This is a genomic window from Pseudomonas sp. PF05 (genome assembly GCF_056521845.1).
Genome location: NZ_JBWLPW010000001.1, coordinates 515,135 through 539,492 on the forward strand (window position 1 = coordinate 515,135; position 24,358 = coordinate 539,492).

Consider the following 24,358-nt stretch of genomic DNA (forward strand, 5'->3'; position numbering starts at 1 on the left):
TCACTGTCGATGTCCACGCGTTGTAACCAAGGTTGGCCGAATCCTTCGGCCGCCGGCTTTCACTGACCGGCCGGATCGGGCACGGTGGCAGGGTTGCCGAATTTATTGAGCACACACAAATAGACCACGCCCGCGGCGATCCAGATCAGGCCGAGCTTCTGCGCAGCCACGCCCATGTTGTACATGATGGCCGCGACGATCACGAAGCCGATCAGTGGGCAGATCAAGTGGCGGATCCATTGGCCGGACTGCTGGCGGCGCCAGTAGTGGTTGATGACGGTGATGTGCAGCAACATGAAGCCGCTCAGGGCGCCAAAGTTGACCAGGGAGGTGAGGGTGTCCACGGCGTCGATGAACAGGTAGCAGATCAACAGCGACAGCACTGCCACCAGGTAAATGCTCAGGTACGGGGTGTTGTGGGTCGGATGGACTTTGGCCAGCACCTTGGGCAACTGGCCGTCCCGGGCCATGCCGAACAACAGGCGCGATACCGCTGCCTGCGAAGTGATCGCCACGGCCACGCCCCAGGCCAGGGCCGTGGCAACCGCGGTCAAGGTGGCCAGCCAGCTGCCGGCCGCCAGCTCGGCGATTTCATAGAATGCGGTGTCGGCGGACTTGAAACCCATGCCGGCGGCCAGGTCCGTGGCGATCCAGGTCTGCACCACGAAGATCGCCCCCATCACCAGCAAGGTCACCAGGGCTGCCTTGCCGACGCTGCGGCCCGGGTCGCCCTTGATCTCTTCGGCCAGGGTGGAAATGGCGTCGAAGCCCAGGAACGACAATACCGCGATGGACACGGCTTGCATCAGCAAGGCGAAGTTGAAGTGTTCCGGGCTGTACAGCGGTGCCAGGGTCAGTTGGCCGTTACCGGCTCCACCGTGCAGGGCATTCCAGGCGTAGAACAGGAAAATCCCCAGCACCACCAACTGCGCCAATAGAAAAATGATGTTCATCCGTGCAGTGAAGGTAATGCCGCGCAGGTTGACGAAGGTCGCGCTCACCAGGAAGGCCAGGATGAAACCGACCTTGGGAATGTCCGGGTACAAATGGTTCAGCGCCATGGCGGCATAAACATAGAGCAGCGGCGGGATCAGCAGGTAGTCCAGCAGCATCAGCCAGCCGGCGATGAACCCGACGTGTGGGTTAAGACCCCGCTGCGCGTAGGAATAGACCGAACCTGCCACCGGAAAGGCCCGGGCCATGCTGCCGTAGCTCAAGGCAGTGAACAGCATCGCCACCATGCCGATGATGTACGCCAGCGGCACCATCCCCGGCGCCTCGGCGTTGACATAGCCATACACGCCGAACGGGGCGATGGGGATCATGAAAATCATCCCGTATACCACCAGGTCTGTCAGCGACAGGCCGCGTTTCAATTCCTGTTTGTAGCCAAATGCCTCAATGCTCATGAGCCGTTTTCCTTTTCAGCTGTGTGGGTTGCTCTTGCTTGCTGTCTGTCGCTGGAAACTTGCCGCTGCCGCGCTACAGCAGGGGCGCCAGGTAGGCGCTCCAGGTCCGTACCGCTTCGGGGCTGCGCAGTTGGTCGTTGCGCACCTCGATCAACACTGAATCCAGGCCGCGGCCATCGCCATGCACCGGAACCGTCATGTCGGTCATGGGGTTGATCTTGTAGGGCTGGTTGCCTGCTGCTCGCAGCGAATGGCGGCCCAGCCCGTCGACGATCTGCTGGGCGTATTCCTTGGCTTCACCGAACAGCACGCCCGCTTCGAGGGCGCGCGGCTGGCCATAGAACACCGGGGTGAAACTGTGGATGCCCACCACGCGTACCGGTCGATTGGCGGCCAGGCGTCGGTCGATCAACGCCCGCAACCGATCATGGAAGGGATGGAACAGGCACTGCTGGCGATATTCGCGAGTGGCTTCGTCCAGGGCATGGTTACCCGGAACCTGGTAGATCTCACTCTGGGCCGGAATGCTGTCGGGTACGTGCAGCGGCCGGTTGAGGTCGATCAACAGCCGTGAGTAATTGGCCGACAGCAACGTCGCGCCGAGGGTTTCGGACAGGCGCTCGGCCAAGGCCAGGGCACCGATGTCCCAGGCAATGTGCTCCTGGGAGGCCGTTTCATCCAGGCCCAGGTCGTTCAGCGCATCGGGAATGAAGCGGCTGGCGTGTTCGCACACCAGCAGCACCGGGTGTTCGGACTCCTCCCGCGACAGTCGGTAGGGGGCCCTGGTGTAGAGGCCCGATTCAGCAAACTCAATAGATTCGTGCATAGTGTTCACAACGCTCGGCAGGTGACAGCGCCTCGGTCAAGGCCAGCTCCTGGGCCTTCAAGGCGAAGTAGGTTTCGACCAACGGGCCGGGCAGGGTATCGAGCAGCGCCCCGCTGTGGCGCAGGCAGTCCAGCGCCTGGGCCAGGGTGGTCGGCAGGGCGATAATGCCACGGGCGCGACGTTGTGCTTCATCCAGCTCATCGGGTATTTCATCGGTGACAGCGTTCAGTGCCAACCGTTGCTGGATGCCCAGTCGCCCGGCAATCAACAGTGCCGCCATCGCCAGGTGCGGCGAGGCGGTGGCGTCCATGGCGCGGAACTCCAGGTTGTACTGGTTCGCCAGCGGTTTGCCGCTCAGGCTCACGGTCGGGCAGATGCGCAGCGCCGCTTCACGGTTGCGCTGCCCCAGGCACGCATAGGAAGCGCTCCAGTGATGAGGTTGCAGGCGCTCGTAGGACACTGGCGTCGGCGCAGTCAGCGCGCACAGTGCAGGCAGATAGTGCAGCACCCCGGCGGCCCAATGCTGGCCGAGGCTGGACAAGCCGTTGCTGCTGGCAGCGTCATGCAGCACCGGGTCCGCGCTCAGATTTTGCAGGCTCAGGTGCAAATGCACGCCGTTGCACACGGCATGTGCCGAGGCCTTGGGGGCGAAGCTCACGTCCAGGCCCATTTGCCGGGCGATCTCGCGGGTGATTTCCCGTACGTTCACGGCCCGGTCGGCAGCGGCCACGCCCAAGCTCGGGCGGCAGGTGATCTCGTATTGATGCTGGCCATATTCGGGCAGGAACATTTCCGGCTCGACACCGCCGGCCCGCAGGGCGCTGAGCAACCATCCGGCGAATTCGGCCTGCTGGCGCTGGGCCTGGAGGCTGAAGGCCAGGCGATCAGGCGGCGCCGGCGTGGCAACCAGGTTGAATTCATGCTCGAACGCGGCAAAAACCTGCAAGCCCAGTTCGGTGCGATAACGCGCCACCTCGTCCTGCAACAGTGTGCGCGGGCAGGCGCTCCAGGGCCGGCCGTCAGTCTCGCGCACATCGCAATGGATGAAGTCCAGGGCGGGCGCCTGGGCGTCGGGGCCGTTGTTGACGGTCACCCGGCTGGACAGGTCCGGCACCAGCCGCAGGTCGCCATAAGCGCCCCAAGGGTTGGCCGACGCGATGATGTCCTGGGGCGTCAGCGCGCTGTTGGCGGGCACCCAGCCACAACCGGCGGTGACGTAGTGGGGCAATTCATCGCTGGGAAACGAGCGCCCACGGGTCACGCCGATCAGGTCGGTGGTCACCAGGGTCGTGACGGGTAACGGAGCGAGGACGGCGGCAGGATCGAGGCGGCTCACGGTTGCATCTCCTGCAGACGCGCGAGCACGGTGTCGGTATCGGTGATCCAGCAATAGCCCTTGATCGCGTTCAGGCACGCCAGGTGCCGTTGTTCGGTGTAGGTGGCGCAGGCGTCTTCCACCAGCGTGACCAGGTAGCCGCGATCGGCGGCGTCGCGCACGGCCATGTCGACGCACTGGTCGGTGACAATGCCGGCGACGATCAAGTGGCGGGTCTGCAGGTTGCGCAGCACGTAGTCGATGTTGGTGGAGTTGAAAACCCCGGAGGAGGTCTTGGGCAGCACGATTTCGTTTTCCTGCGGCGCCAGTTCGGCAATGATCTGCGCCTCGGGGCTGCCCTTGGGCAGGTGCATGTCCGACAGCTTGTGATCCAGGGAGCGGTCGCGGCCATCGGCGGTGAGGCTTTCGATGTGGGTGTGCAACACGTTGTGCTGCCCTTCGCGCATCGCGTTGAGCAAGCGCTGCTGGTTGGGGATGACCTGCCGGCGGGCCCGATGGATGAAATACTCGGCTTCGGGGCTGTGCAAGTGGGCATCGAATTGCGGTTCCAGCCAGGCGCGTTGCATGTCCACCAGCAGCAAGGCGGTGTGCTGGCGGGTAAACGGCAGATCCCGCGGCGAGCGGTGGGGGAGCGAGAACATCCTTATTTTTCCTCCAACAAGTGCGTGTTGAATTCCGTGCGCAAGGCATCGATGCCTTCCAGGCGTTCGGCCAGCTCGGGGCATTGCAGGGTCAGGCAGGCAATCAGCGCCTCGACCTGGGCCAGCGCCGGCACCAGGCTGTCGAAGGCCGAGGCCGATTCCACCGGGGCGCTGATGATCAGGTCGGCCAGCTCGCGCAACGGCGAAGCGTAGACGTCGCTGAACAGCACGACCCGGGCGTGGCGCTCCTTGGCCGCGCTGGCCACGCGCAGGGCCTGGGCCTGGTAGCGACGGTAATCGAAGATCAACACCACGTCCTGGCGCTGCACGTCGAACAACCGGTCAGGCAGTTGGGCGTTGTCTTCCAGGGCGAAACAGCCGGCGCGCAGCAGACGCAGATGGTTGAGCAGGTAGTGGGCCAGGAAGCTGCTGAAGCGCCCGCCGAAGCAGTGCACCTGATGACGGTTGTCGAGCAACCACTGCACGAGAATGCGCACGTCTTCGGGTTGGGTCAGGGCCTGGGTGTCGATGAGGTTGCGTTGACTGGCGGCCAGGTACTGGCTCCAGGTATCGCCTTGCTGCAATTTGGCCCGCGGTTTCAACAGCGTGCGGGGGGAGCGCAGGCGATGGTCCATGTCACTGAGCAGTGCATCCTGGAATTCGGCATAACCGCCAAACCCGAGTTTTTTTACCAGCCGCACGATGGTCGGGTCGCTGACGCCGGCATGGTCTGCCAGGCGTGACATCGGACCGAGGCCGTTGCGTGGGTAGTGATCGAGCAGGGCACGTACGACCTTGCGTTCCGACGGCGTCAAAACCAGGCCGGGATCGGTGATCAGGTCTCTGAGAGGTGGCATCCGTGCTCCTTGCCAGGATGGGTGTTGAATTTCTTTCATAACTCCTGAAAACAGTATTTATGTAGCTGATGCTACATGTCCAGTGGTTTTTACGTTCCGTTTAGAATGCCCCAAAATTGTGCGAAACCCCTGTAGGAATTGGTCTCGGCTGGGTAGACCAGGTATGTCAGTCGATGCTTTTTGCGATGTCGGACATAACGCCTTTTTGTCTCACTTATTTGATTTCGTATAAGGTGCTGTACAACTAAAGGCGTGAATATCCCGCCCATGCGACCCTTCCGATTGCCTGAGAATCCAGTGTGCAAGCCACTCGTCTGACCTTGATCTGCCACGCCCGTACCAGTGCCCAGAAGCAGGCATGCTTTGGCTTGGACGAATCGCTGGACGCCGACTGGCTGACACGCCGCGCGCAGGTCGCCCCCCGCTACCGAAACGTCCGGCAACTGCTTTGCGGGCCGGAGCTGCGCACGCGCCAGACCGCCGCCCTGTTCGGCGACGAACCCCAGGTGGACCAGGCCCTGGCCGATTGCGATCTGGGACGCTGGCGCGGGTTGTCCATCGAGGAGTTGCTCGAGGCTGAACCGCAAGCCCTGCAAACCTGGCTCGACGATGCCGAGGCGGCCCCCCATGGCGGTGAATCTGTCGCCCAGTTGTGTCGCCGTGTCGGGGATTGGCTGGCCAGTCTGGAGACCCGGCCAGGGCATCTGCTGGCCGTCACCCACCCCTTCGTGATCCGCGCAGCCCTGGTGAGTGTCCTGGGTTGTCCGGCCGCCACATTCAACCGGATCGACATTGAACCGCTGTCCACCCTCGAGTTGCGTTTCAACGGCGTATGGCGATTGCGGACCCAGGGACCTGGCCAGGAGTCGCCGCGATGAAGACGTTGTCAGTCATTGGCATTGGAGCCGGCGATCCGGATCACCTGACGATGCAGGCAGTGAAAGCCTTGAACCGCTTGGACGTAGTCTTCCTCATGGACAAGGGCCCGGCCAAGGACAAGTTGTTGGACCTGCGGCGTGAAGTCTGTCGGCGCTACATCGTTGATCGCACCTACCGTTTCGTCGAAGCCTACAGCCCGGAGCGCCAACGCGGCGACCTGGACTACAAGGACAGCGTCGAAGCGTTGAACCGCGCCAAACAGGCCACCTTCGAACGCTTGATCAATGAAGAACTGTCCGATGGTCAACGGGGTGGTTTTCTGGTGTGGGGTGATCCGGCGTTGTACGACAGTACCGTGCGCATCCTGCAGGCGATCCTCGACGCGGGCCACTGCGCCTTCGAATTCGAGGTGATCCCCGGCATCACCAGCGTCCAGGCCCTGGCCGCCCGGCATAAAGTGCCGTTGACCCGCATTGGCGGTTCGCTGGAAATCACCACCGGACGCCGATTGGCGGCGGGGCAGGTGGGCGACGCGGCGAGTGTGGTGGTGATGCTCGATGCCGAGGGCGCCTATCGCCAGGTGAGCGATCCCGATACGCACATTTACTGGGGGGCCTATGTGGGGACGCCGGATGAAATCCTTATCGCCGGTCGCCTGGGAGACGTGGCCGATGACATCGAGCGCACCCGCAAGGCCGCGCGAAAGGCCAATGGCTGGATCATGGATACCTATTTGTTGCGTAAACCCTGATCTGACGACTCAAACCGAACCGTGGCGGGGGCGCTTGCTCCCGCTGTGCTCTGTAGGAGCTGGCGAAGCCTGCGATCTTTTGATCTTTTGATCTTTCGCTTGAGACTCAAGTGTTTGGGGAAAGATCGCAGCCTCGTTGCACTCGACAGCTCCTACACAGCTCCTACACAGCTCCACACGCTCCTACACAGCTCCTGCACAGCTTCTACGGCCCAGCGGGAGCAAGCGCCCTCGTCACGGGGATTTCACCCCCGACCAAACCGCTCCCGATACACCGATGGCGCCAACCCCACGACGCTGCGAAACGCCACGCGAAAGCTTTCCACCGAGCGGTAGCCACACAGTTGCGCGATGTTGTCGGTATTGTCCCCGGTGCTTTCCAGCAACTCGCGGGCCCGGGCCAGGCGTTCATGTTGCAGCCAGGCCTTGGGCGACACGCCGCAGGCCTGGGTGAAATGGCGCAGGAAGGTGCGTTCGCTCATGGCTGCCTGGCTGGCCAGTTCGCGCACCCCGAGGGGTTCGTGCAGGCGTTCGCGGGCCCATTGCATGACGCTCGACAGGTCGCTGCGTGGCGTGCGGCTGACCGGCGAGGGAATGAACTGCGCCTGGCCGCCCGTACGTTGCGGCGACATCACCAACCGGCGTGCCACGGAGTTGGCGACCTGGACGCCAAAGTCCCGTGCCACCAGGTGCAGGCAGGCATCGATACCGGCGGCGCTGCCCGCCGAGGTGATGACCTGTCCTGAGTCCACGTACAGCACATCCGGGTCTACCCGCACGTCCGGAAAGCTTGCGGCCAATTCGTCGGTGTAGCGCCAATGCGTCGTGGCGCCCAGGCCGTCGAGCAGCCCGGCAGCGGCGAGTACGAAGGCACCGGAGCAGATCGACAGCAAGCGCGCACCACGGGCGTGGGCCCTGCGCAGTGCCTCGAGCAACGCCGGGGACGGTGGCTCGCTGCGGCTGCGCCAGCCGGGCACGACAATGGTCCGGGCGGTTTCGAGCAGTTCCATGCCACCATCGGCCAATACCTGGAAGCCGCCCATGGCGCGCATCGGGCCGTCATCGACCGCGACGATTCGATGCGTGTACCAGGGGAAATCGAATTCCGGTCGCTCCAATCCGAAGATCTCGACGGCGACACCGAATTCGAACGTGCACAGGCCGTCGTAGGCAAGAATCGCGACCAGACCAGGGTTAGGCTGCATTTGGCGGAAAATTCCCACAGAGTGTCTTGTGCGCCACTGTAGCGGTAAGCATCGGGGGGATAAAGTCTCTTCACGCCTTATCTATCCTGGAGTACACGCCCATGACCAGCCTGGTTCGCGAAGTGCCTGCTGCCCCCTCCGATATCGCCCTGCAGCATTTCAGCCGTCGCCTGACATTCGAAACCGATTGTTCCGACGTTCACGCCAGCCAACAGGCCGGCGACATCGATTTTGTGCTGGTGGATGTACGCGGACCCTTGGCCTACGAACGCGGCCACGTACCTGGGGCGATCAACCTGCCAACCCGCACACTCACCGCCCAGGCACTGGCCGCCTATGCCAAGACCACCCTGTTCGTGGTGTATTGCGCCGGCCCGCATTGCAATGGCGCGAACAAGGCAGCGGTGCGCCTGGCAACGTTGGGATACCCGGTCAAGGAGATGATCGGCGGTGTCATGGGCTGGCTCGATGAAGGCTTTCGCTTGACCGGCCTGGTGGAGCGCGTGACGGACGAGGCCATTCGCTGCGATTGCTGAAGCTGGCCGATCCGCTGTCCGATCGCGTTCTCAGGGCATGATTCGAACGAGGTCATCCATTGCCGACAGGAAACGATGAACGTCGTCTTGAGAGGTGTACTGCGCAAGGCTGATCCTGGCCACGCCGTCATGCTCGTCAATGCCCAGGGCGCGAACGGTCTGCGGGCTGAAATGATGACCATGCCAGAGACGAATGCCTTGTTCGGCCATGCGCCGGGAAATCATTTCGCTTGGTGTCGACTCCAGGGTAAAGGACACGGTCGGTACCCGGCGCTCCCGTTCATGTGACGCTCGGTAGCCGTGGATATGAACGCCTTTGAAGCTGCTCAATCCTTCCAGGGCTGATTGCACCAGTCGCTGCTCGTGTTCGACGATGGCGTGCATCCCCGCGACAATCTGCTGTCGCTTGCCAGTCTGCTCGCCGCACGTTCCAAACTCGCGACCGATCCATGCCAGATGATCGATGGCCCCCAGGATTCCGGCAATGGCCTCTCGGCTCTTGCTCCCGGTTTCGAATTTATAGGGCGGCTTATCGGCAGTGGGGCGAGGTTTGTAGGGCATGAGCCTTTCGAGCAAGGCCAGGCGACCCCAGAGGATTGCGTGATGGGGGCCGTGGAGTTTGTGCGAGGAACACACCAGGAAGTCACACCCCAGGGTCTGCACATCGATCACCCCATGGGGCGCGAACTGAACCGCATCGACATAGACCAATGCACCTTTGCGCTTGGCCAGTGCGGCAACCGCGGCGACATCATTGATCGTGCCGGTGACGTTGTTTGCATAGCTCAACGCGACAACCTTGGTACGCTCCGTAATGATCGAGTCCATGTCGGCGATGCTGAAACCGTAGGTAAGGGGATCGAACGGCAGCCAGCGAACTTTCAGCTCCAGGTCTTTCGCCAATTCGAGCCAGGGCGAAATATTGGCTTCATGATCTGACTGGGTAAGGACAATCTCATCGCCTTTGCCAAGGCTTCGCCCGAGGCAACGGGAGAGATGAAATGTCAGCGTCGTCATGTTCTGGCCGAACACGATTTCCTCGGCACAGTGGGCATTGACCAGTGCGGCGGCTGCGTACCGCGCCTGGCCGATGGCTTTTTCTGCAATGACCGATGTCGAGAAATGGCCGCCCAGGTTGGCATTGTTTTCAATCGCGGCCTCGATGCTCGCCTCCAGCGCGCGCTTGCACATCTGGGTACCTGCGGCGCTGTCGAGAAACACGCTGTTCCTCGCCGATGCCAGGGAGAAAATCGGAAACTGTTGCCTGATACGCTCGATATTCAAACTGTCGTTCCTTCGTGGTAGCGACTGAAACCGTTCAGGCCTTCAGGTCGCTGAGGCTGATGCCCTGGGCTAGTAGCAAATCCCTGATTCGATCGGATTCCGCCCAGTTTCTTTCGTTACGGGCAACGTTACGCGCCGCGATCAAGTCGCTTTGTTCCGATGTCAGGCGGGTGGCCTGAGTGTCGAATAAACCGATGTCCAGCACCGCATTGAAACTGCGTAGCAGGTCGATGCGTTCCGGCTCAGTCAGTTCATTGGTCTTGATCACCCACCAGAACTCAGCCATGGCGCTTGGCGTGTGCAGGTCCTTTTCGAGCGCAGCGAAGAACCTTCGATAGGACGCGGCATGCATTGCCGAAAAAGCCTCGCCGGGAGGGCTGCTGTTATCCAGGGCACTGCTGATCCGTCGCCGAGCTTTCTGCAATGCCGTGGCGACGTCATCCAGAGCCTCCCATGAAAAAGCCAGGGCGCTGCGATAATGCGAGCCCAGGACCAGCAACCGGAACGCGCAGGGGTCGTAGCCTTTGTCGACCAGCGAGTCCACAGTGAGGAATTCCCCGCTGGACTTGGACATTTTCTCTGTATCCACGTTGAGAAACTCGCAGTGGAACCAGTAGTTGACCCAACGGTGACCGAAGCAGCATTCCGATTGCGCGATCTCGTTGGAATGATGGACGTTGATATGATCGATACCACCGCAATGGATATCGACCCTTTCACCCAGGTATTTGCTTGCCATGGCTGAGCACTCGATATGCCAGCCGGGAAATCCCAGGCCCCAGGGAGATTCCCACTTCATGATCTGACCAGGAAACTTCGAGGTAGAAAACCATAAGGCGAAGTCCGCTTGCGAGCGCTTCAATGGATCGTGACTGACACGCTCAGTGGCTCTTTGCTCGTCCAGCACCAGCTGGCCAAGTTCATGATAGGCAGGAAACTTTTCCACGCTGAAATAGACATTGCCGGCACTTTCATAGGCCACACCTTTTTCCAGCAAGCGTTCGATCAACGTGATGATTTCAGGAATATGCTGCGTCGCCCGGCATACCACGTCAGGCCGGGTGATATTCAACAGGCCGCAGTGACGAAAAAACGCTTCTTCGTAGAATTGAGCAACCTGCCAGGGGGTCTTGTTCTCGCGAGCGGCACCCACCATCAATTTGTCGTGGCCCGCGTCGGCGTCGGATTGCAGGTGCCCGACATCCGTGATGTTCATGACGTGCTTTACCACCAGCCCTCGATGGCGCAGGGTCTTGGCCAGGACATCTTCGAAGATGTATGTGCGCATATTCCCGATGTGCGCATAGTGGTAGACCGTGGGGCCGCAGGCATAGAGGCCTACATGGTTTTCAACGATCGGAATAAAGGGGACGACAGTCCTTCCAAGGGTATTGAATAGTTCCATTTCTAACTCTTGCGTTGAGGGGGCATTGACGCCCCGGGCCAACCGGGCTCAGCGCCCGGAGGAAGTCGTATTGCCCTGTCGGTCGAGATCCAGCCATTGATGGACACTCTCGCGATCCCACGCCCGAAGCGCATAGTGCTTCAACGTCTCGGGAACCGGGTCGCCGTTGTAGATGAGCCTGTTCAACATGCCGGCGGCATCGACGTCGGCGATGCTCCAATCGTTGAAAAGAAACGTTTTCCCGTCCCGAAGGCTATGGGACAAGGTCTCGACCAGCCGCCGAGCATCGGCCATCGCCAATGGCCCCAATGGTTCCTGCGACGGTGCGATGAAGATGGTCTCCGTGGGCCGGTTGCCGCGCAGGTTGAAGAAGTCGCTCCTCAGCCAGGCCTGGACCTGCCGGGCTTGGGCGCGGGCCTGAACGTCAACCGGTAACAAGCGGGCGCCTGGCGCAATGTCGTTCAGGTATTCGGCGATGGCGGACGATTCAGCCAGCGAAAACGCCCCATCCACCAGCGTCGGAACGCGGTGGGTGAGCGAGATCCCGGTAAATGGCGGCCGCTGGTGATCGCCTTGTGAGAGGTCGAGGTAGTGCAGGTCAAAATCGAACCGGCACTCCTTGAGCGCTACGAACGCGCACATGGCAAAGGGCGATGTGCATTGATGATCCACATATAGCTTCATTGAGTCCGCTCCATCCCGATCGAAGTCAGCAGGCTTGCGCGACAGCTTCCTGGCTGAGTTGCACGTCGAAAAAGCCGGTGTCCTCGGCCTCCTTTTCTCGGATCCACAGGTAATCGGCATAGGTAACCGCAGGGTCTTCGTGAACCAGATAGATAAAGCCGTAGTTCGTCGAGATCCCGATGGTAGGCGCAACGCTGTCGCCAATTTCAGGGGCCCTGATCATCTTGAAGAAACTTGGCCTGGCGCTCAGTTCATCGAGCCAACGGCGATGGATCACTTGGCCGGAGACGCTGTTGATCATCCCGATGACTTCGCACGTCGCGTTCGATCGGTTGACTTTATCCAGCATCGAATAGAACACCTCGGGATCGGTATAGCAGGCCGCGCAGAGATTGACGGCGTTGACGCCGCGCACGCGAGTCATCGCGCTGAGCTCCTGGGTCCCCATCATCCGGGCTGCCCACTCGATCAGCATCGGTCCGTTGGCCGTCACCATGACTTCCAGGAACGAGGGGCCGATGTTGACGCCGAATGCCTCCAGGCATTGGTGAACGTAAGCGATGATGGGGGCCGCTTCTTCCGAGAGCAGGTCGATCAGCACCTCACGATCGTTGACTACCCCGGCGCCTGGCACGAGCTTGCGATTGTCGCGCCAGATCTCGAAGACGAAATGTTCACCGTCGCGGGAAACAGCCTGTACCAGGTACTGCTGGCCAGCCAGGTATTCCATCGCCAGCAGCGTGTCGTTGATGAGCCCCATTTCGTTGAGTCGGCCCAGCTCCTTGTCCACCGCGTGACGCACCTGCGCCATCTCGTAGCAGAAATGAATACCGTCCGCCCCGGCGCTGTTGACCGGCTTAATGACCACCGGCCAGCCGTCGATCGTCTCGGTCGCCGCCTCGACCTCACTCGTCTGATGAATCAAGGCGACCCGTGCTGCCGGGATACCCATCTGATGCAGCCGCTTGGCCATGTGCCATTTGTCCCGGCGGCAGGCTGACAGCGCCGTGCCGTTGCCAGGCGTGCCCATCAACTCGCTGAGCTGGTCGGCCAGCTCAACGCCGGACTCGCATCCGGGAATGATGAACGCCGGTTCGAATTCAGCCAATTTGTCCGTCAGCGCCTTGAGATCTTGCGTCGCGACAAACCGCTGCTGGAAATCCTCTGGCTTGTAGCTGTCCACGTCATATTCAAGAATTTCGGCGGATGTCTGCACATGGACGCAGGTTATTCCATACAACTTGAGTTCGTCCGCAAGGCTTGCCCCGGTCGAGTAGGCATCGACGATCACCGCGTATTTCATGTTCTAACTCCTTCGACTGAAAGGCGACTAAGGTGGGAATAGCCGTTGTAGGTTGCGGCCAGGCAGATAAGGACCACCCCCGCGAAACTGAACACTGAAAAGGCCAGTCTCGAATCAACGGTTTGAAAAATGATGGTGAACAAGGGGGCGGCCGCCAGGATGGCTTCCGTGGTCACTGGTTCGCAGCGCTTTATCCCTTCCTGCAGCAATAGCAAGGGCAGGATCACGCCGACGAACGCCAGCAAGACCAAGGCGTCGAGATGATCGATGACGGCGGCGATCTCGCTCAGGTTCAAAGAGGTGTAGACGCCGGTAATCGCCAGCAAGAGATAGAACCGATGGGCGTAGAGATAGTGACTCGACGCCCCGTGATCCGCGACGACCTTCGAGAGAATGCTGGTCAATGCCATTGCGACACCGCACACGAGCATCATCAGGTAGCCCAGCAGCACCTGGTTGCTGTCGAATTCATCCCTGACTGCGGTGCGTCCGTCCATCGAGACCCAGCCCAGGTAGACGCTGGCCAGTGCGATGACAAGGGCGGCTATATAGTCGGCCCGGATCATGATCGCGGTCGGACGCAACAGCTTGTTCAGCACGAGCGTCGAAATGATCCCGACCCCGCCCACCAGCGCACTGACGATGGCCGGCTCCACCCATTTCAATGCCAGCAGAAAGGAGATCCAGAGTGCGGCGGAGCTGACGTTCAACATCAGCAGGCAACGTCGGATGGAGGCCTTTTTTTCCGGAGTCGCAAGCAGCGCAGGCGTCGAGCGTTTCCGGGCCATGTAGCCGAGAAAGAACACAGGCCAGGCGACGGCGAATAACACGAATGTCGCGATGACACTGTCGAGGCGTTGCAGCAGGATCCCGAAATACACCTCCTTGAGCCCATCGATCACGTTGACAAGCATCAACGCCGTGATCCCCACAAACAGAGCGTGTGCAGTGCGCATGGTACGGATTCCAATCAAGAAAGCGGTCATAGGGCGGTAAGTGTGCGAATGTTCCCTTTTCTCGATTGCTTATAGCGTTGGAGCAGCGCTTCTGCCGGCAATGTCCTGGACAACTTCGCGACTTCGTCCAGGCCGCTCTGTATATCGCCCAGGATGCGCTGGAGTGCAGACTCCGACAGCGTATCGAGCGGGTGAGCCCTGAGTCGTTCGTTCCCATGCAAACGGTCCAGCAGTGCATAGGTAATGATGTCGGCAACAGTCGGCGGGTTGATCACGAAGCCGATGGAAAAGGACTCTTCATGGGCCACCGTGGCATGCCAATAACCCCGGGGCATGAACGTCGTGGTGCCGGGCTTGACCAGCCGCTCCTCGTGGCCTTCGGGCATCGTCAGCGGCAATTTGGCGCCGGTGTAGGGATGCGTACCTTCTTGGTAGAAACGGTTCGGGTTGTTCGGGAAAAATGGATAGATGGGGTCTGGTAGCGAAGTGTTTTCGGCGAACCTCCAGGTCTTTTCGCCTTTGATCTGGATCATGAAGTTGGTTTCATGATCGAAGTGCGTCGCCACTTCCACGCCATGGTTGGCCGCGAACGCCTCGCAGCTGACATAGTGCCTTGGAATGTCGAGTAGCTTCGCCAGTTCATCGCAGGCCAGGGATATCGCGGGGAGCGCTTCCAGATCCTTTATATAGACCATCGCGGCGCCATCGTTGTACGGAGCGAGGGCATCGGCGGACCTGGCCACGGTAATACGCTTGCCACCTGGAAAGAGCAGGTCGACGGGCCCAGGCAGCGCATTGAACAACTGTCGAATGTCCTGGAATTCTTCCAGGGCCGACAATTGCGTAAAGCGGCTCATTGCACCGTCGGCGACGTATGAGCGCTTGGGCCAGCACGTGTCGAGGAACACCTCGGTTTGGTCGCCAAACATCTGCTGCAGAATATTCATCACGCATTCCATCCTTGAAGCGGCGCGCATTGCGCGCCGCATTTTTTTCATCACACGGCCGCGGCTACTGGCTGAGTATTCGACGTGGCGTAGGAGGCGTTTTCCCGCTTGTAGAGGTAGCCCTCGTAGACGCGGGCAAGCTCATCGCTGCGGGTTTTCAGTTGGCTGGCGGCGCTGGCGAAAAGCGCTTGCTGCTCGTCTCGCGACAGGCCCACCATTTCACCCTCGGCGCGGCCCAGTGCGTTGAACAGGAGCTTGGCGAGCAGTTCGGTTTCTGATCGTTCATGGCCGATTCGCTGGCAAATGGTTTCGACCACCGCGGCATGATCGTGGAAGTGCCAACCCAGTCGGCAAAGACGGAATTTCACCGAGATAGGCGAGTCTTCCCACCAGTTCAGCGAGGCGTCGAGTTCGGTGTCGGTGATCCCGGAGAACTCCTCCACCAGCTGTTGGTGGCGTTTTTCCCAGAGGGTCAGCAACGACTGGATGCTGCCGAAGTTGTAGGGGGCCGGGCCATGTATCTTCCAGTTGAGCAACGCCGGGCTGACGTCCTTGGAGTGGCGGATGCCCGTCCGGCTGGCTTCCAGGGTCGAACGTATAGCAGGGGAGTGCGCCCAGAACTCGGCCATGACGCAGTGGACGATGTTGTTGCGAATCGTCCGCTGCTTGCCGAGGGTGTAATTCTGATGCAGGTGCTGCTGATCGTATTCGGGACCCTTGAGACCGATGAGGCTGGCTTGCAGGTCTCGGAAGGAAATCTGCCAGTCCCGGATGATCATTTGCGCACGGCTCAACCCGCGGCCTTGTGCCGCGCGTTTCTGCGCCGTTTCGGTCGCGACATCCAGCAGCATCTGGTAGATGCCCAGGCACAACTCACGCAGGCAGTCAGTGTAATGGGCCCAGCCGCCTTCGCCCTGGACACCCGGCCAGTCGGCCATCAGTTCATGGTCCGGCACCTGGATCAGCGTATTGCAGAAGCGGCGCACTTCGCGGGCAATGGCTGTCTGCGCGATGCCATCTTCAGACAAGCTGTCTTCAGGGTATTGTCCACGGGCCTGCACGACAGGCAGCCAATACGCCGCTTCCCGCACCGCCACGCTGGCCGTACTGCTGGCGTTCAGCGCCTTTCGCAATTTCGATTCGGCGATGGAATAGTTGAAGCTGGCCATTGCCTGCTTGGCCAGGCCTACCGAGAGTTGGGAAACGGTTTCGCTGGCATCGATATCACCCTCGACATCGTGATGCACACGGCAGTACCCCAGGTCGAGTCGCGTATGGAGCGGAGCGCCGAGGAATTTATGGTAGATGTCACCGTCACTGGAAATGAGTTGGAGAACCGGCGACATGATGAAGATGTGGCTCCCGACCAACTCGGAGATGCGTGGGTCGGGTTGGGAGTTCTCCACTTCAACCCACACCGGAATCGTTGACTCATTGACCGCACCGATAAGCTGGGGGTCGTTGAAAACGCTGTCCACCAAGCGATTACAACCATTACAGGACTGGCTATGGAAATAAATCAGTATCGGCTTGCCAGTCGATTTGGATTGCTCAATGGCGTGGACGTAGGACGTATGGTGGACCCAGTCAATCTTGTTGGTTTCGCTCATTTCTATGCTTCCATTCACGGTGGTTGAACACTTATTTGACGGATTTCAGTACATCGTCGAGCAACTGTGTCCGCGTCGCCGGATTCGTCCAGAGAGCTTGGGCGTCTGCGGTCAGGGTATGGAGCGGGTCGCAGTAAAGAAAAATCTTGTCCTTCTTTACGGCTGGCGCGCGATAGGCAGCGATGCCCAGGTGTTGGTCGTAGTAGTCGTAGCTATGGATATCGCGCTTGCCGCCACCGCCGGGCAAATCCACGATGAAATGCGGCGTGTTATGCCCGGCAATCAGGCCACGGGTGGATTTTTCCAGGGCGATCGAATCGCAAAGGCTCGTTCTGAGTGCTTCGACACCACGGATCATGTCCCCTTGAAAACAGTAGTAGGGACGCACGTTCAAGTAGGCTAGGCATTCGTTCAAGCGGTGCATGGTCTGCGGGTTGTCATTGACGCCTTTCAGGATGACGGCCTGGTTCCTGACCTCGACGCCACGCTCATAGAGCATCCCCAAGGCCTTGGCGGTGACCGCCGTTATTTCGTTCGGATGGTTGAAATGAGTGTGTATCGCAATGGACTTGTGCATCTTTCTCGCCCGGTCCGACAAGCGCGAAATGGCATCGGTCCAGTCGTGATCGCTCTGGATCTTCATCGGCAATACCGCCAACCCCTTGGTGGCGAAACGCATGCGCCGTACATGGGGAACGTCCAGCAGTCGTTCACCGATCTCGGTGATCTGCCGGGCCTTGAGTCGATAGGCATCGCCGCCCGAGATCACTACGTCCTCGACACTGGAATTGGTTTCTATGTAGCGCAAGGCAGGTTCCCAGCGCTCGCCGGGGGCGTTGATCTTCTTCTTGGTCACCGCATCGGTGTCCAGCCCCACCGCATAGCTGCGGGTGCAATACCGGCAGTAGACCGGACAGACATTGGTCGCCAGGAACAACACACGGTCCGGGTAGCGGTGGGTCAGCCCCGGGGCCGGTGAGTCGTCCTGCTCGCCCATGGGGTCGAGCTTCACCATGGGATGATCGATGGAGATCTCCGAGGCCAGGGGCAGGAACTGGCGCCGCAACGGGTCCAGGTAAGGGTTGTCCCAGTCAATCAGCGAGAGGATATATGGCGTCAGCCGGATAGACATCGGAGCCATCTGGTGACCTTCTTCAAGGTCTCTCAGGAACGCGGCACTGATTCTGTTCTTGATCAATGCGCCCAGCGCACCAACGCTGGTAATGGCATTTTTTTCTTGCCACAGATGATTCAGAAACAACTCGACATCAATGTCTTTCCAATGATTCAGGTCGCGCCAGAATTCATCACTTCGAAAGGCATATCGCAGCGACAGTAATGGTTTCAGACGCTGGCCCTGAGAAGAATGGGCAATCAATGACTTTAATTGAATGTCAGCAAAGTCATAATCCACAATGTTACTTGACATTTGGTGTCGTCCCTTTCAGGTGGCTGCGTCCATAGACTGACAATACTTAATATTTATCTTAAATCAAGGTGCTGGTTTGTTTATTTATCCAGTGCTTTTCAAAGGCGAAAGTGTACGTGCTGCAATTTTTTTTAATTGCAGTTTTTATCCCGAACATAACCAGGCCAAGCAGTATTGTAGGGCGCGTATTGTTCTACGCTGCTCTATCGGCGCCTGAAACGGTTAATGAAGGTATATAGGAGTGCGATGAATTTAATTAGACACGGTGCCCGATTTCACTTCTTGATGAGTGAGTGTTGTCGAGGACGCGACAACGCCCGGTTGAGGCTGCGCCGTGCCCGAAGACTGAGTCGTGGAAGACTGCACCAGATATTGCGCCACGTTGGCGATGTCTTGGTCGTTGAGGGACTTGGCCACAGTCACCATCACAGGAGATGGACGCGAGGCATCACGAAAGGCTCGCAGTTGTGTCTCCACATACTTGGCAAACTGACCTGCCAGTTTTGGGTACTCGGCGTTTTCAGACGCGCCAGCCGTGCCATGGCAGGAAGAGCAGGCCACGATGCCGCGGGCATGATCGCCCCCGTTGAAGAGTCGTTCCCCTGCACCAGCGTCAACGGCCGCAGCGACAGCGGGTTCGTCGAACGGGCAGGCGTCTGGCTGGGCTTTGACGACGCCGCCCATCTGCGTGCAGGTGCCTTTGGGTACAGCGACCCACTCAAGTGGATCGTTGTCGACCTTGCTCATTTCCGAGCAGTCGTGCAGGCAACTGCTGTCGGAGCAATCGTTATGGCCTGCCTTGGCTACGCCGTAGCAAACCTCGGTCTCTGCTGTTTTATCAGCCGCCACATCGGCCAGCGAAGCACTGCTGATGGAGGCCAGCGCGGTGGCTACCAGAATATCCTTTAGATTCATCACGCAAGTTCCCGGTCAAGGTTTTATACAGTCATTAATTTTTATGAGCCCTTCGCACACACGAACGGACTGTATTGCAGTTAGTCTGTAAACACGTATCAGGCGTTCAGCGGATTATTTGATTTTTAAATGGGTTTTTAGCGGTGCCCGCGACAAGCGAACTTGACCGGCAAGTCGTGCCGGCACTTCGTGTGCAGGGAGTCATGAGTGTCGAGGAGGCAAGCAGCAATAAGATGGCGCCGTGTGCGCAGAGTTGATTCGCTCAAGTAACTGTTTGGATACATTTATCGCTCCCTTTTTTACAGGCCGCGTCTGGCGACTTGTCCGGAATCCGTTCCTGTCAGGTTACACAGCGCTCGTTGTCTATCGAAAGCGCTATGTGTCCGTCGTATCTTCACCGCGAAATCGAATGTATTGCTTTAGTGGGAGTTGCAAGGTGCTTTCTATTTGTAGCCCACGGCCAGAATATGTCTAATCGTTGTAAGCTTACAAAATGATTCAAGATGTAACAGGATGTCGCCGCCCGTCTGCAATCGGGGTTCGGCCCCAGCAGTACACGACCACGAAGACAAATTTGCCCGATACAGGTGCTTCGGCAGGGCTCAGGGAACGGCAGTCAGCAGGCCATCATTCAACCAGCGGGTGACCAGGGTAGCGCTATCGACAAGTTGGGGCTGACCCAGCGCGCTGTAACGCTCCTGGGCGGCGATTAACGCTTCACCCAGGGTCGTGCCCTGCGCCAAGCGCTCCAGCGCCGCGGCTTCCCAGGGCTCGACCTCGCGTGCTTCGACGCTCCAGCCGTTTCGATAGACGAGGGCGGTGCAGACGTGGCGATTCACTGACGGTAGAGGCTGGCTCTGCTGGCGGTGGGCGGTCCATATCGCGACCACCGGCCATTCGCAGGGCAGCAGCCCACAGCCCGGCGACAAGGTGAATCGTTGGACATCCAGCCCAGCGCTGCTCATTGTGGCCAGTGCCCGAGGATCGAGTGCCGTGGCTTCGCGGGCATGAGAGGCAAGGTGGAGGGTCCATTCCAATGACGCCACCGCCGCAAAATAAGGGTAGGGCGCTACGGGAAGATATTGATCGAGGAAAGTCGGCAGGCGCTCGCCGAACATGCCCAGGTCTGGATGTCGCGATGGATAGCGCCGCCCATAGTCATAGGCGAGCGAGCGAAAAAAATGATCGCCCACCAGCGCCTTGATGACAGGATAGGTCAAGGCCAACGATTGCTCCTGATGCCGCCACAGCCCGCTGCGATAGCGTGCGAAGCGTCGCCGGTCGCCAGCGCTTGCCGTCTCCAACCATCCTTGTGGCAGGACAGAGGGTGATGATGAACAATCCAGCGCCTGGGTAAAGCTGACCTGCAGCGCGGCCAACTCTTCACGTGTCATGCAACACCTCCCGGGCAATCGTCCGAGCGATCTCGACCTGATCGAGCAGCTCGCCCAGCGGCGGCAGGCGTGTGTCCCATTCAACCAGTACCGGTACCGGGCCAAACCGGCGCAACGCATTGCGATACAGTGACCAGACCGGTTCCGCCACCGCGCTGCCATGATCGTCGATCAGCAGGTCCTCTTCCTGGCTATGGCCCGCCAGATGAAATTCGCGAACAGTCGATTTATCCAGAGCCTGCAAGGCGGCGAGTGCGCATTCCCCATGGTTGCACTGATTGACGTGGAGGTTATTGAGGTCGAGTAGCACTGCACTTCCGGTGCGTGCCACCACTTCGGCGAGGAATTGGGCTTCGCCCAGGGTATCGCCATGGTAGCGCAAGCTGGTGGAGATGTTTTCGAGCAACAACTGTTGGCCCAACGTATCCTGGACCTGGTCGACCCGGTCACAGACCAGGTCCAGCGAAGCTTCAACCAGGGGTAGCGGCAGCAGGTCGTTGAGGCACCGTCCTTCAATCGCCCCCCAACTCAAATGCTCGGACACCAGGAACGGATCTACGTCCGCAGCCAGGCGTCGTATGCGTTCGACATGGGCGCTGGAAAAACCATGGACCGAGCCGATGCCCAGTCCGACGCCATGTAGGCTGATGGGATATCTTTGCGCCAGGCGTCGCAGAATATGCAGGTCCTTGCCGCCAGGCCCCAAGTAGTTCTCCGTATGAACCTCAAGCCAGTCAACGGCGGGATGGCCCTCCAGGAACGCTTGATAATGAGGGGCCCTGAGGCCAACACCAATCCGTGGTAATGGACGCACTTTTTATTGACTCGCTTCTCGATGGTCGCCGCTGATCATAGCGCAGTGCCGGATCGAATTGAGCAACCATTGATAACCGCTGTCTACCGCCGGCACCGTGTCTGCCGTGCGGCTATCGAACGATGGAGGAAGATTGATGTTTAAAGCGCTCACCCTGTTTCTGTTGCTGGTCTCGTCGGGGTTGCAGGCCCAACCCACGCTGCACACGGACTTGCCGCTCAACTACCTGGCCCAAGTCGATGGGCAAGCCCGTAACCGCCCGCTGGTGATCTTCTTGCACGGCTCCGGCAGCAACGAACAGGACCTGTTCGAACTCAAGGACGAACTGCCCCGGCATTACAACTACCTCTCGGTGCGAGCGCCGAAGAACATGGAACAGGACCGTTACCAGTGGTTCGCCAAAAAAGGCGACGGTGCCTACGACGGTGACACTTCGGACCTGAAGGCCAGCGGCCAGGTGCTGCTGGACTTCATCGACAAAGCTCGGGCCAAGTATTCGACCGACGCGAGCAAGGTCTACCTGGTAGGGTTCAGTCAGGGTGCGATGATGAGTTACGAAGTGGCCTTGCGACACCCCGAAGCCGTCGGTGGCATCGCCGCGATGGGCGGGCGGGTCCTGTCGGTGTTGCGGGCGGAACTGACCCCCGATGAGCCGCGCCGGACACTGGCGGTGTTCATCGGCCATGGCACGGCAGACCCGATCATTCCCTACCACGATGGCACCGAGGCCAACAGTTTCCTGAAGACCCTGGCGCTGGAGCCGCAATTCCATGCCTATCCGGGCGTGGGCCACAGCATCAGCGCCCTGGAAGTGCAGGACCTGCGGGCCTGGTTGGAGCGGCTCAATCCCTAGCTAGCGGCTGCATAGGATGTGCCGACGCCATCGCGAGCAGGCTCGGCTTCCACAGGGTGCTTATCACTTACCGCTGGCGATCTGCTTCACCAACGCTTCATGACCGGCTTTGTCGCTGGCTCGGGAAATGACCTGTACCACGGCCATGCGCGTGCCGGAGGCGCCCAGCAACGTGGTGTCGAGGGTTGGCCCGCCGCCCTGGGTCGCGCGGGTGTCGAGCTGGCGCAGGCCCAGGCCGGTGCCTTTTTGAGTCAGGCTTTTTTCGCTGAGGATCTTGGCGTCTGGCAAGGCTTTGATGCGTTGGGCAGCGAAGTCGGCCATGGTGGTGTCGAGAAACGCGCCATCGTCGTCCTTCACATGCGTGCCGTTGACAATGGTGTTCTCAGCGGCAATCACCACGGTTCTGCTGGTGGCATTGCTGTACATCGTCCCTGTCGCCCCGGCGGTGCCTTGGACGGCCTCACCAGCGGGCAATGGCGTCGCGGTAAAACCCTTGGGCAAGGTAAAGGTGAACTTGCCGCCGAGCATCGACACCTTCTGCGCCGGTGCATCGCCACCAGGTTTGGCCGGGGCCGCTTGGGCGGATACCACGACCAGGCTGGCGATGGCCCCCAGCAACAGGGCGGCGGCTTGTTTACTCAGCAATGACATTGAAACGCTCCACAGATAGGCCTGCCTGAAGGCCGATCATCCCATGGGCGTCGCACCGGACTCCAGCGCCAGTGCAAAAGAGCCCGTCATTTCAGCGAAAGGTGTGCGGTGTCGCAGGGCGGCGGCCGTCGACCCGTTCAGTCGGGTTCCACGTCCAATTGCAGGCTGTCGTCGGCCAGGCGTTCGGTTCGCCGGACAATACCGCTGATGCGCCGTCCTTCGGCGCTGAATACCACGATCTGGGCCTTATCCAGATCCTTCGGCAGCGGTGCTCGCACGTGCAGCGCGAACCAGGGTGGTTCGCCGTCGTCGAGGCGTTTGACGTCGAGCTGGCAGTCGACACTTTTGGTGTCGCGACCAAACAGCGTGTCGAGGCCGTAATCAAGATGAGTGCTGTCGGCAGCAGGGTCGAGGGACATCGGCGGTCTCCTGGATGGGTACGCACGGCTGATGTTCAAGTGATCCCTCCCGAAGTGGAAAATTCCATTGAGTGATCTGTAGAGATTAGCCTCAACCTGTGGGAGCAAGGCTTGCCCGCGATGCAGGCGCCTCGGTTCACAAAGGACCGCGTCGACTTAATCGCGGGCAAGCCTTGCTCCCACAGATCATTCCCTTCTCCCCAAGAGCCGGGCGGCTGTTGATCAAAGACCAGGCACGCCGTCGTTCCACACCGCCCAGTTCTTCACAATGTCCTGCACCAGCGGGTTAGCGGTGCGGAACAGGTTTTCCAGCGCCGGGACGAACGCGCCCTGGTCGGCGTATTTGAGCAGGTTGTCGACCTCGTTGCCGCCGGGCTCGGGGCGGTCGAAGTCGGACCCGGCCCGCAGCACGGCCAGCCGGTTGATGTCTACCCGACCTTCGCGGCTGGCCCGCAGCAGGGCCTCGTAGGTGGAGTTGTCTTCCTGTTGGGTGGTGCAGTACACGCCTTTGTTATCGGTGAGCAGGCGGGTCCAGACTTCGGCGCGCTCGCTCAGGCGCGTACCGGAGAACCAGGTGTTGCCGGCCAGGGTGTCGCAGCGGGTCACCACCGGCGGCTGGTTGGCCGGGGCGTACGGATACTTCAAGCGCCAGGCCGCCGATTCCTTGCTTTCCGCCAAGCTCACCTTCTGGCTGAGGGCAAAGGCCTTGGCTTGCAGGGCCGAGTTGAGTTCGAAGACTTCCGTCTTGTAGTCCAGCGGCGGCTTTTCGTTCGGCCCCTTGGTGTTGATGCCCAGGTAACCGGTGGGCCAGTCCTTGGGCACGTCCCGCGAATCCAGCTCCCATTGGGTGTCGAACTCCACCAGGTAATGAGCCCAGGCCGTCGTGCCAAGCGTGCCGTGGTGCGGGTTGATGCCGGCGATCCCGGCCACCAGGAAATAGCTTTTGCGCAGGTCGACGGTGGGGGAGAGGGCCAGGGCCAGTGTCGAGGCCGCGGCGTTGGTCTGGCCCATGCCGGTGATCAGCAGGCAGACCCGCTCGGTATTGCAGCGGATCGTCGGATACTCGGCGGACAGACCCGGCACGCGGATTTCATCCTTGAGTTCGAGGCGTTCGATCCAATGCTGCGCCTCGGGGGCGAACATCGTGATCAGCATCACTTTGGGTTGAAGCGGCGGCGCGGCCCCGGCGGTCGAGCAGAACAGGGCCGTGCAGGCCAGGCCGATAGAAATAGACAGGCGATTGATCATGTATTC

The 24,358-nt window shown here is 60.1% G+C and carries 24 protein-coding genes; 4 read left to right on the forward strand and 20 right to left on the reverse strand.

Annotated features, from left to right (window positions below; translation table 11 throughout):
* Positions 1 to 59: 59 nt before the first annotated feature.
* The 5 genes from AC09SL_RS02275 to AC09SL_RS02295 all read right to left on the reverse strand — a co-directional run bounded on the left by AC09SL_RS02275 (position 60) and on the right by AC09SL_RS02295 (position 5,069).
* Positions 60 to 1,409, reverse strand: a complete 1,350-nt coding sequence (locus AC09SL_RS02275) for an APC family permease (RefSeq protein ID WP_058544021.1) — start codon at positions 1,407 to 1,409, stop codon at positions 60 to 62.
* 73 nt (positions 1,410 to 1,482) lie between these two features.
* Positions 1,483 to 2,235, reverse strand: coding sequence for an N-formylglutamate amidohydrolase (locus AC09SL_RS02280; protein WP_058544020.1), 753 nt, complete (start codon positions 2,233 to 2,235; stop codon positions 1,483 to 1,485).
* Positions 2,219 to 3,571, reverse strand: coding sequence for a type I glutamate--ammonia ligase (locus AC09SL_RS02285; protein ID WP_064106774.1), 1,353 nt, complete (start codon positions 3,569 to 3,571; stop codon positions 2,219 to 2,221). The genes AC09SL_RS02280 and AC09SL_RS02285 overlap by 17 nt, the downstream gene beginning before the upstream one ends.
* Positions 3,568 to 4,212, reverse strand: coding sequence for a cysteine hydrolase family protein (locus AC09SL_RS02290; protein WP_058545504.1), 645 nt, complete (start codon positions 4,210 to 4,212; stop codon positions 3,568 to 3,570). The genes AC09SL_RS02285 and AC09SL_RS02290 overlap by 4 nt, the downstream gene beginning before the upstream one ends.
* A gap of 2 nt (positions 4,213 to 4,214) precedes the next feature.
* The gene (locus AC09SL_RS02295; protein ID WP_058545505.1) at positions 4,215 to 5,069 is read right to left on the reverse strand and encodes a MurR/RpiR family transcriptional regulator; all 855 of its coding nucleotides are present in this window, start codon (positions 5,067 to 5,069) and stop codon (positions 4,215 to 4,217) included.
* Between the two features lie 299 nt (positions 5,070 to 5,368).
* Between AC09SL_RS02295 and AC09SL_RS02300 the strand changes: the two genes are divergently transcribed.
* Both AC09SL_RS02300 and cobF read left to right on the forward strand, forming a co-directional pair.
* Positions 5,369 to 5,947 carry a histidine phosphatase family protein gene (locus AC09SL_RS02300; protein ID WP_058545506.1) on the forward strand — a complete coding sequence of 193 codons (579 nt, stop codon included), beginning with the start codon at positions 5,369 to 5,371 and terminating at the stop codon, positions 5,945 to 5,947.
* The gene (gene cobF, locus AC09SL_RS02305) at positions 5,944 to 6,699 is read left to right on the forward strand and encodes a precorrin-6A synthase (deacetylating) (RefSeq protein WP_058545507.1); all 756 of its coding nucleotides are present in this window, start codon (positions 5,944 to 5,946) and stop codon (positions 6,697 to 6,699) included. The genes AC09SL_RS02300 and cobF overlap by 4 nt, the downstream gene beginning before the upstream one ends.
* A 245-nt stretch (positions 6,700 to 6,944) precedes the next feature.
* Here cobF and ftrA read toward each other — a convergent pair whose 3' ends face one another.
* Positions 6,945 to 7,904 carry a transcriptional regulator FtrA gene (gene ftrA / locus AC09SL_RS02310; RefSeq protein ID WP_058545508.1) on the reverse strand — a complete coding sequence of 320 codons (960 nt, stop codon included), beginning with the start codon at positions 7,902 to 7,904 and terminating at the stop codon, positions 6,945 to 6,947.
* Positions 7,905 to 8,005: 101 nt separating this feature from the next.
* Between ftrA and AC09SL_RS02315 the strand changes: the two genes are divergently transcribed.
* Positions 8,006 to 8,440, forward strand: a complete 435-nt coding sequence (locus AC09SL_RS02315; protein ID WP_058545509.1) for a rhodanese-like domain-containing protein — start codon at positions 8,006 to 8,008, stop codon at positions 8,438 to 8,440.
* Positions 8,441 to 8,470: 30 nt separating this feature from the next.
* Here AC09SL_RS02315 and AC09SL_RS02320 read toward each other — a convergent pair whose 3' ends face one another.
* The 11 genes from AC09SL_RS02320 to bufB form a co-directional block, all read right to left on the reverse strand.
* A complete protein-coding gene (locus AC09SL_RS02320; protein ID WP_058545510.1) occupies positions 8,471 to 9,724 on the reverse strand; it encodes a cysteine desulfurase-like protein in 1,254 nt (417 codons plus the stop codon).
* Positions 9,725 to 9,758: 34 nt separating this feature from the next.
* A complete protein-coding gene (gene cysS / locus AC09SL_RS02325) occupies positions 9,759 to 11,171 on the reverse strand; it encodes a cysteine--tRNA ligase (protein ID WP_226921074.1) in 1,413 nt (470 codons plus the stop codon).
* Positions 11,172 to 11,177: 6 nt separating this feature from the next.
* Entirely contained in the window at positions 11,178 to 11,813 is a 636-nt protein-coding gene (yfcF, locus tag AC09SL_RS02330; protein ID WP_058545512.1) for a glutathione transferase, read from the reverse strand.
* 25 nt (positions 11,814 to 11,838) lie between these two features.
* Complete coding sequence (locus tag AC09SL_RS02335; RefSeq protein WP_058545513.1) at positions 11,839 to 13,116, reverse strand: ATP-grasp domain-containing protein; 1,278 nt, start codon at positions 13,114 to 13,116, stop codon at positions 11,839 to 11,841.
* Positions 13,113 to 14,072 carry an EamA family transporter gene (locus AC09SL_RS02340; RefSeq protein WP_064106775.1) on the reverse strand — a complete coding sequence of 320 codons (960 nt, stop codon included), beginning with the start codon at positions 14,070 to 14,072 and terminating at the stop codon, positions 13,113 to 13,115. The genes AC09SL_RS02335 and AC09SL_RS02340 overlap by 4 nt, the downstream gene beginning before the upstream one ends.
* A gap of 26 nt (positions 14,073 to 14,098) precedes the next feature.
* Complete coding sequence (locus tag AC09SL_RS02345; protein ID WP_058545515.1) at positions 14,099 to 15,019, reverse strand: JmjC domain-containing protein; 921 nt, start codon at positions 15,017 to 15,019, stop codon at positions 14,099 to 14,101.
* A 50-nt stretch (positions 15,020 to 15,069) separates the two neighbouring features.
* Positions 15,070 to 16,629: a thioredoxin domain-containing protein gene (locus AC09SL_RS02350; protein ID WP_058545516.1), complete on the reverse strand. Its 1,560-nt coding sequence runs from the start codon at positions 16,627 to 16,629 to the stop codon at positions 15,070 to 15,072.
* A gap of 31 nt (positions 16,630 to 16,660) precedes the next feature.
* Positions 16,661 to 18,058: a KamA family radical SAM protein gene (locus AC09SL_RS02355; protein ID WP_058545517.1), complete on the reverse strand. Its 1,398-nt coding sequence runs from the start codon at positions 18,056 to 18,058 to the stop codon at positions 16,661 to 16,663.
* A 252-nt stretch (positions 18,059 to 18,310) separates the two neighbouring features.
* Entirely contained in the window at positions 18,311 to 18,973 is a 663-nt protein-coding gene (gene bufA1 / locus AC09SL_RS02360) for a BufA1 family periplasmic bufferin-type metallophore (protein WP_058545518.1), read from the reverse strand.
* Between the two features lie 602 nt (positions 18,974 to 19,575).
* On the reverse strand, positions 19,576 to 20,367 hold the full coding sequence (locus AC09SL_RS02365; RefSeq protein ID WP_058545519.1) for an HvfC/BufC N-terminal domain-containing protein: 792 nt from the start codon (positions 20,365 to 20,367) through the stop codon (positions 19,576 to 19,578).
* Entirely contained in the window at positions 20,357 to 21,181 is an 825-nt protein-coding gene (gene bufB, locus AC09SL_RS02370; RefSeq protein ID WP_058545520.1) for an MNIO family bufferin maturase, read from the reverse strand. Before bufB ends, AC09SL_RS02365 begins: the two co-directional genes overlap by 11 nt.
* 136 nt (positions 21,182 to 21,317) lie before the next feature.
* On the opposite strand from bufB, the gene AC09SL_RS02375 reads away from it, so the two are divergent.
* Complete coding sequence (locus tag AC09SL_RS02375) at positions 21,318 to 22,034, forward strand: alpha/beta hydrolase (protein ID WP_058545521.1); 717 nt, start codon at positions 21,318 to 21,320, stop codon at positions 22,032 to 22,034.
* Positions 22,035 to 22,097: 63 nt separating this feature from the next.
* On the opposite strand, the gene AC09SL_RS02380 is transcribed toward AC09SL_RS02375, so the two are convergent.
* From AC09SL_RS02380 to AC09SL_RS02390, 3 genes are all read right to left on the reverse strand, one after another.
* Positions 22,098 to 22,685: a DcrB/PsbP domain-containing protein gene (locus AC09SL_RS02380; protein WP_058545522.1), complete on the reverse strand. Its 588-nt coding sequence runs from the start codon at positions 22,683 to 22,685 to the stop codon at positions 22,098 to 22,100.
* Between the two features lie 137 nt (positions 22,686 to 22,822).
* Positions 22,823 to 23,104 (reverse strand): hypothetical protein, encoded by a 282-nt coding sequence (locus AC09SL_RS02385; protein ID WP_058545523.1) that lies wholly within the window; start codon positions 23,102 to 23,104, stop codon positions 22,823 to 22,825.
* 222 nt (positions 23,105 to 23,326) lie between these two features.
* Positions 23,327 to 24,352, reverse strand: coding sequence for a purine-nucleoside phosphorylase (locus AC09SL_RS02390; protein ID WP_058545524.1), 1,026 nt, complete (start codon positions 24,350 to 24,352; stop codon positions 23,327 to 23,329).
* Between the last annotated feature and the right edge of the window lie 6 nt (positions 24,353 to 24,358).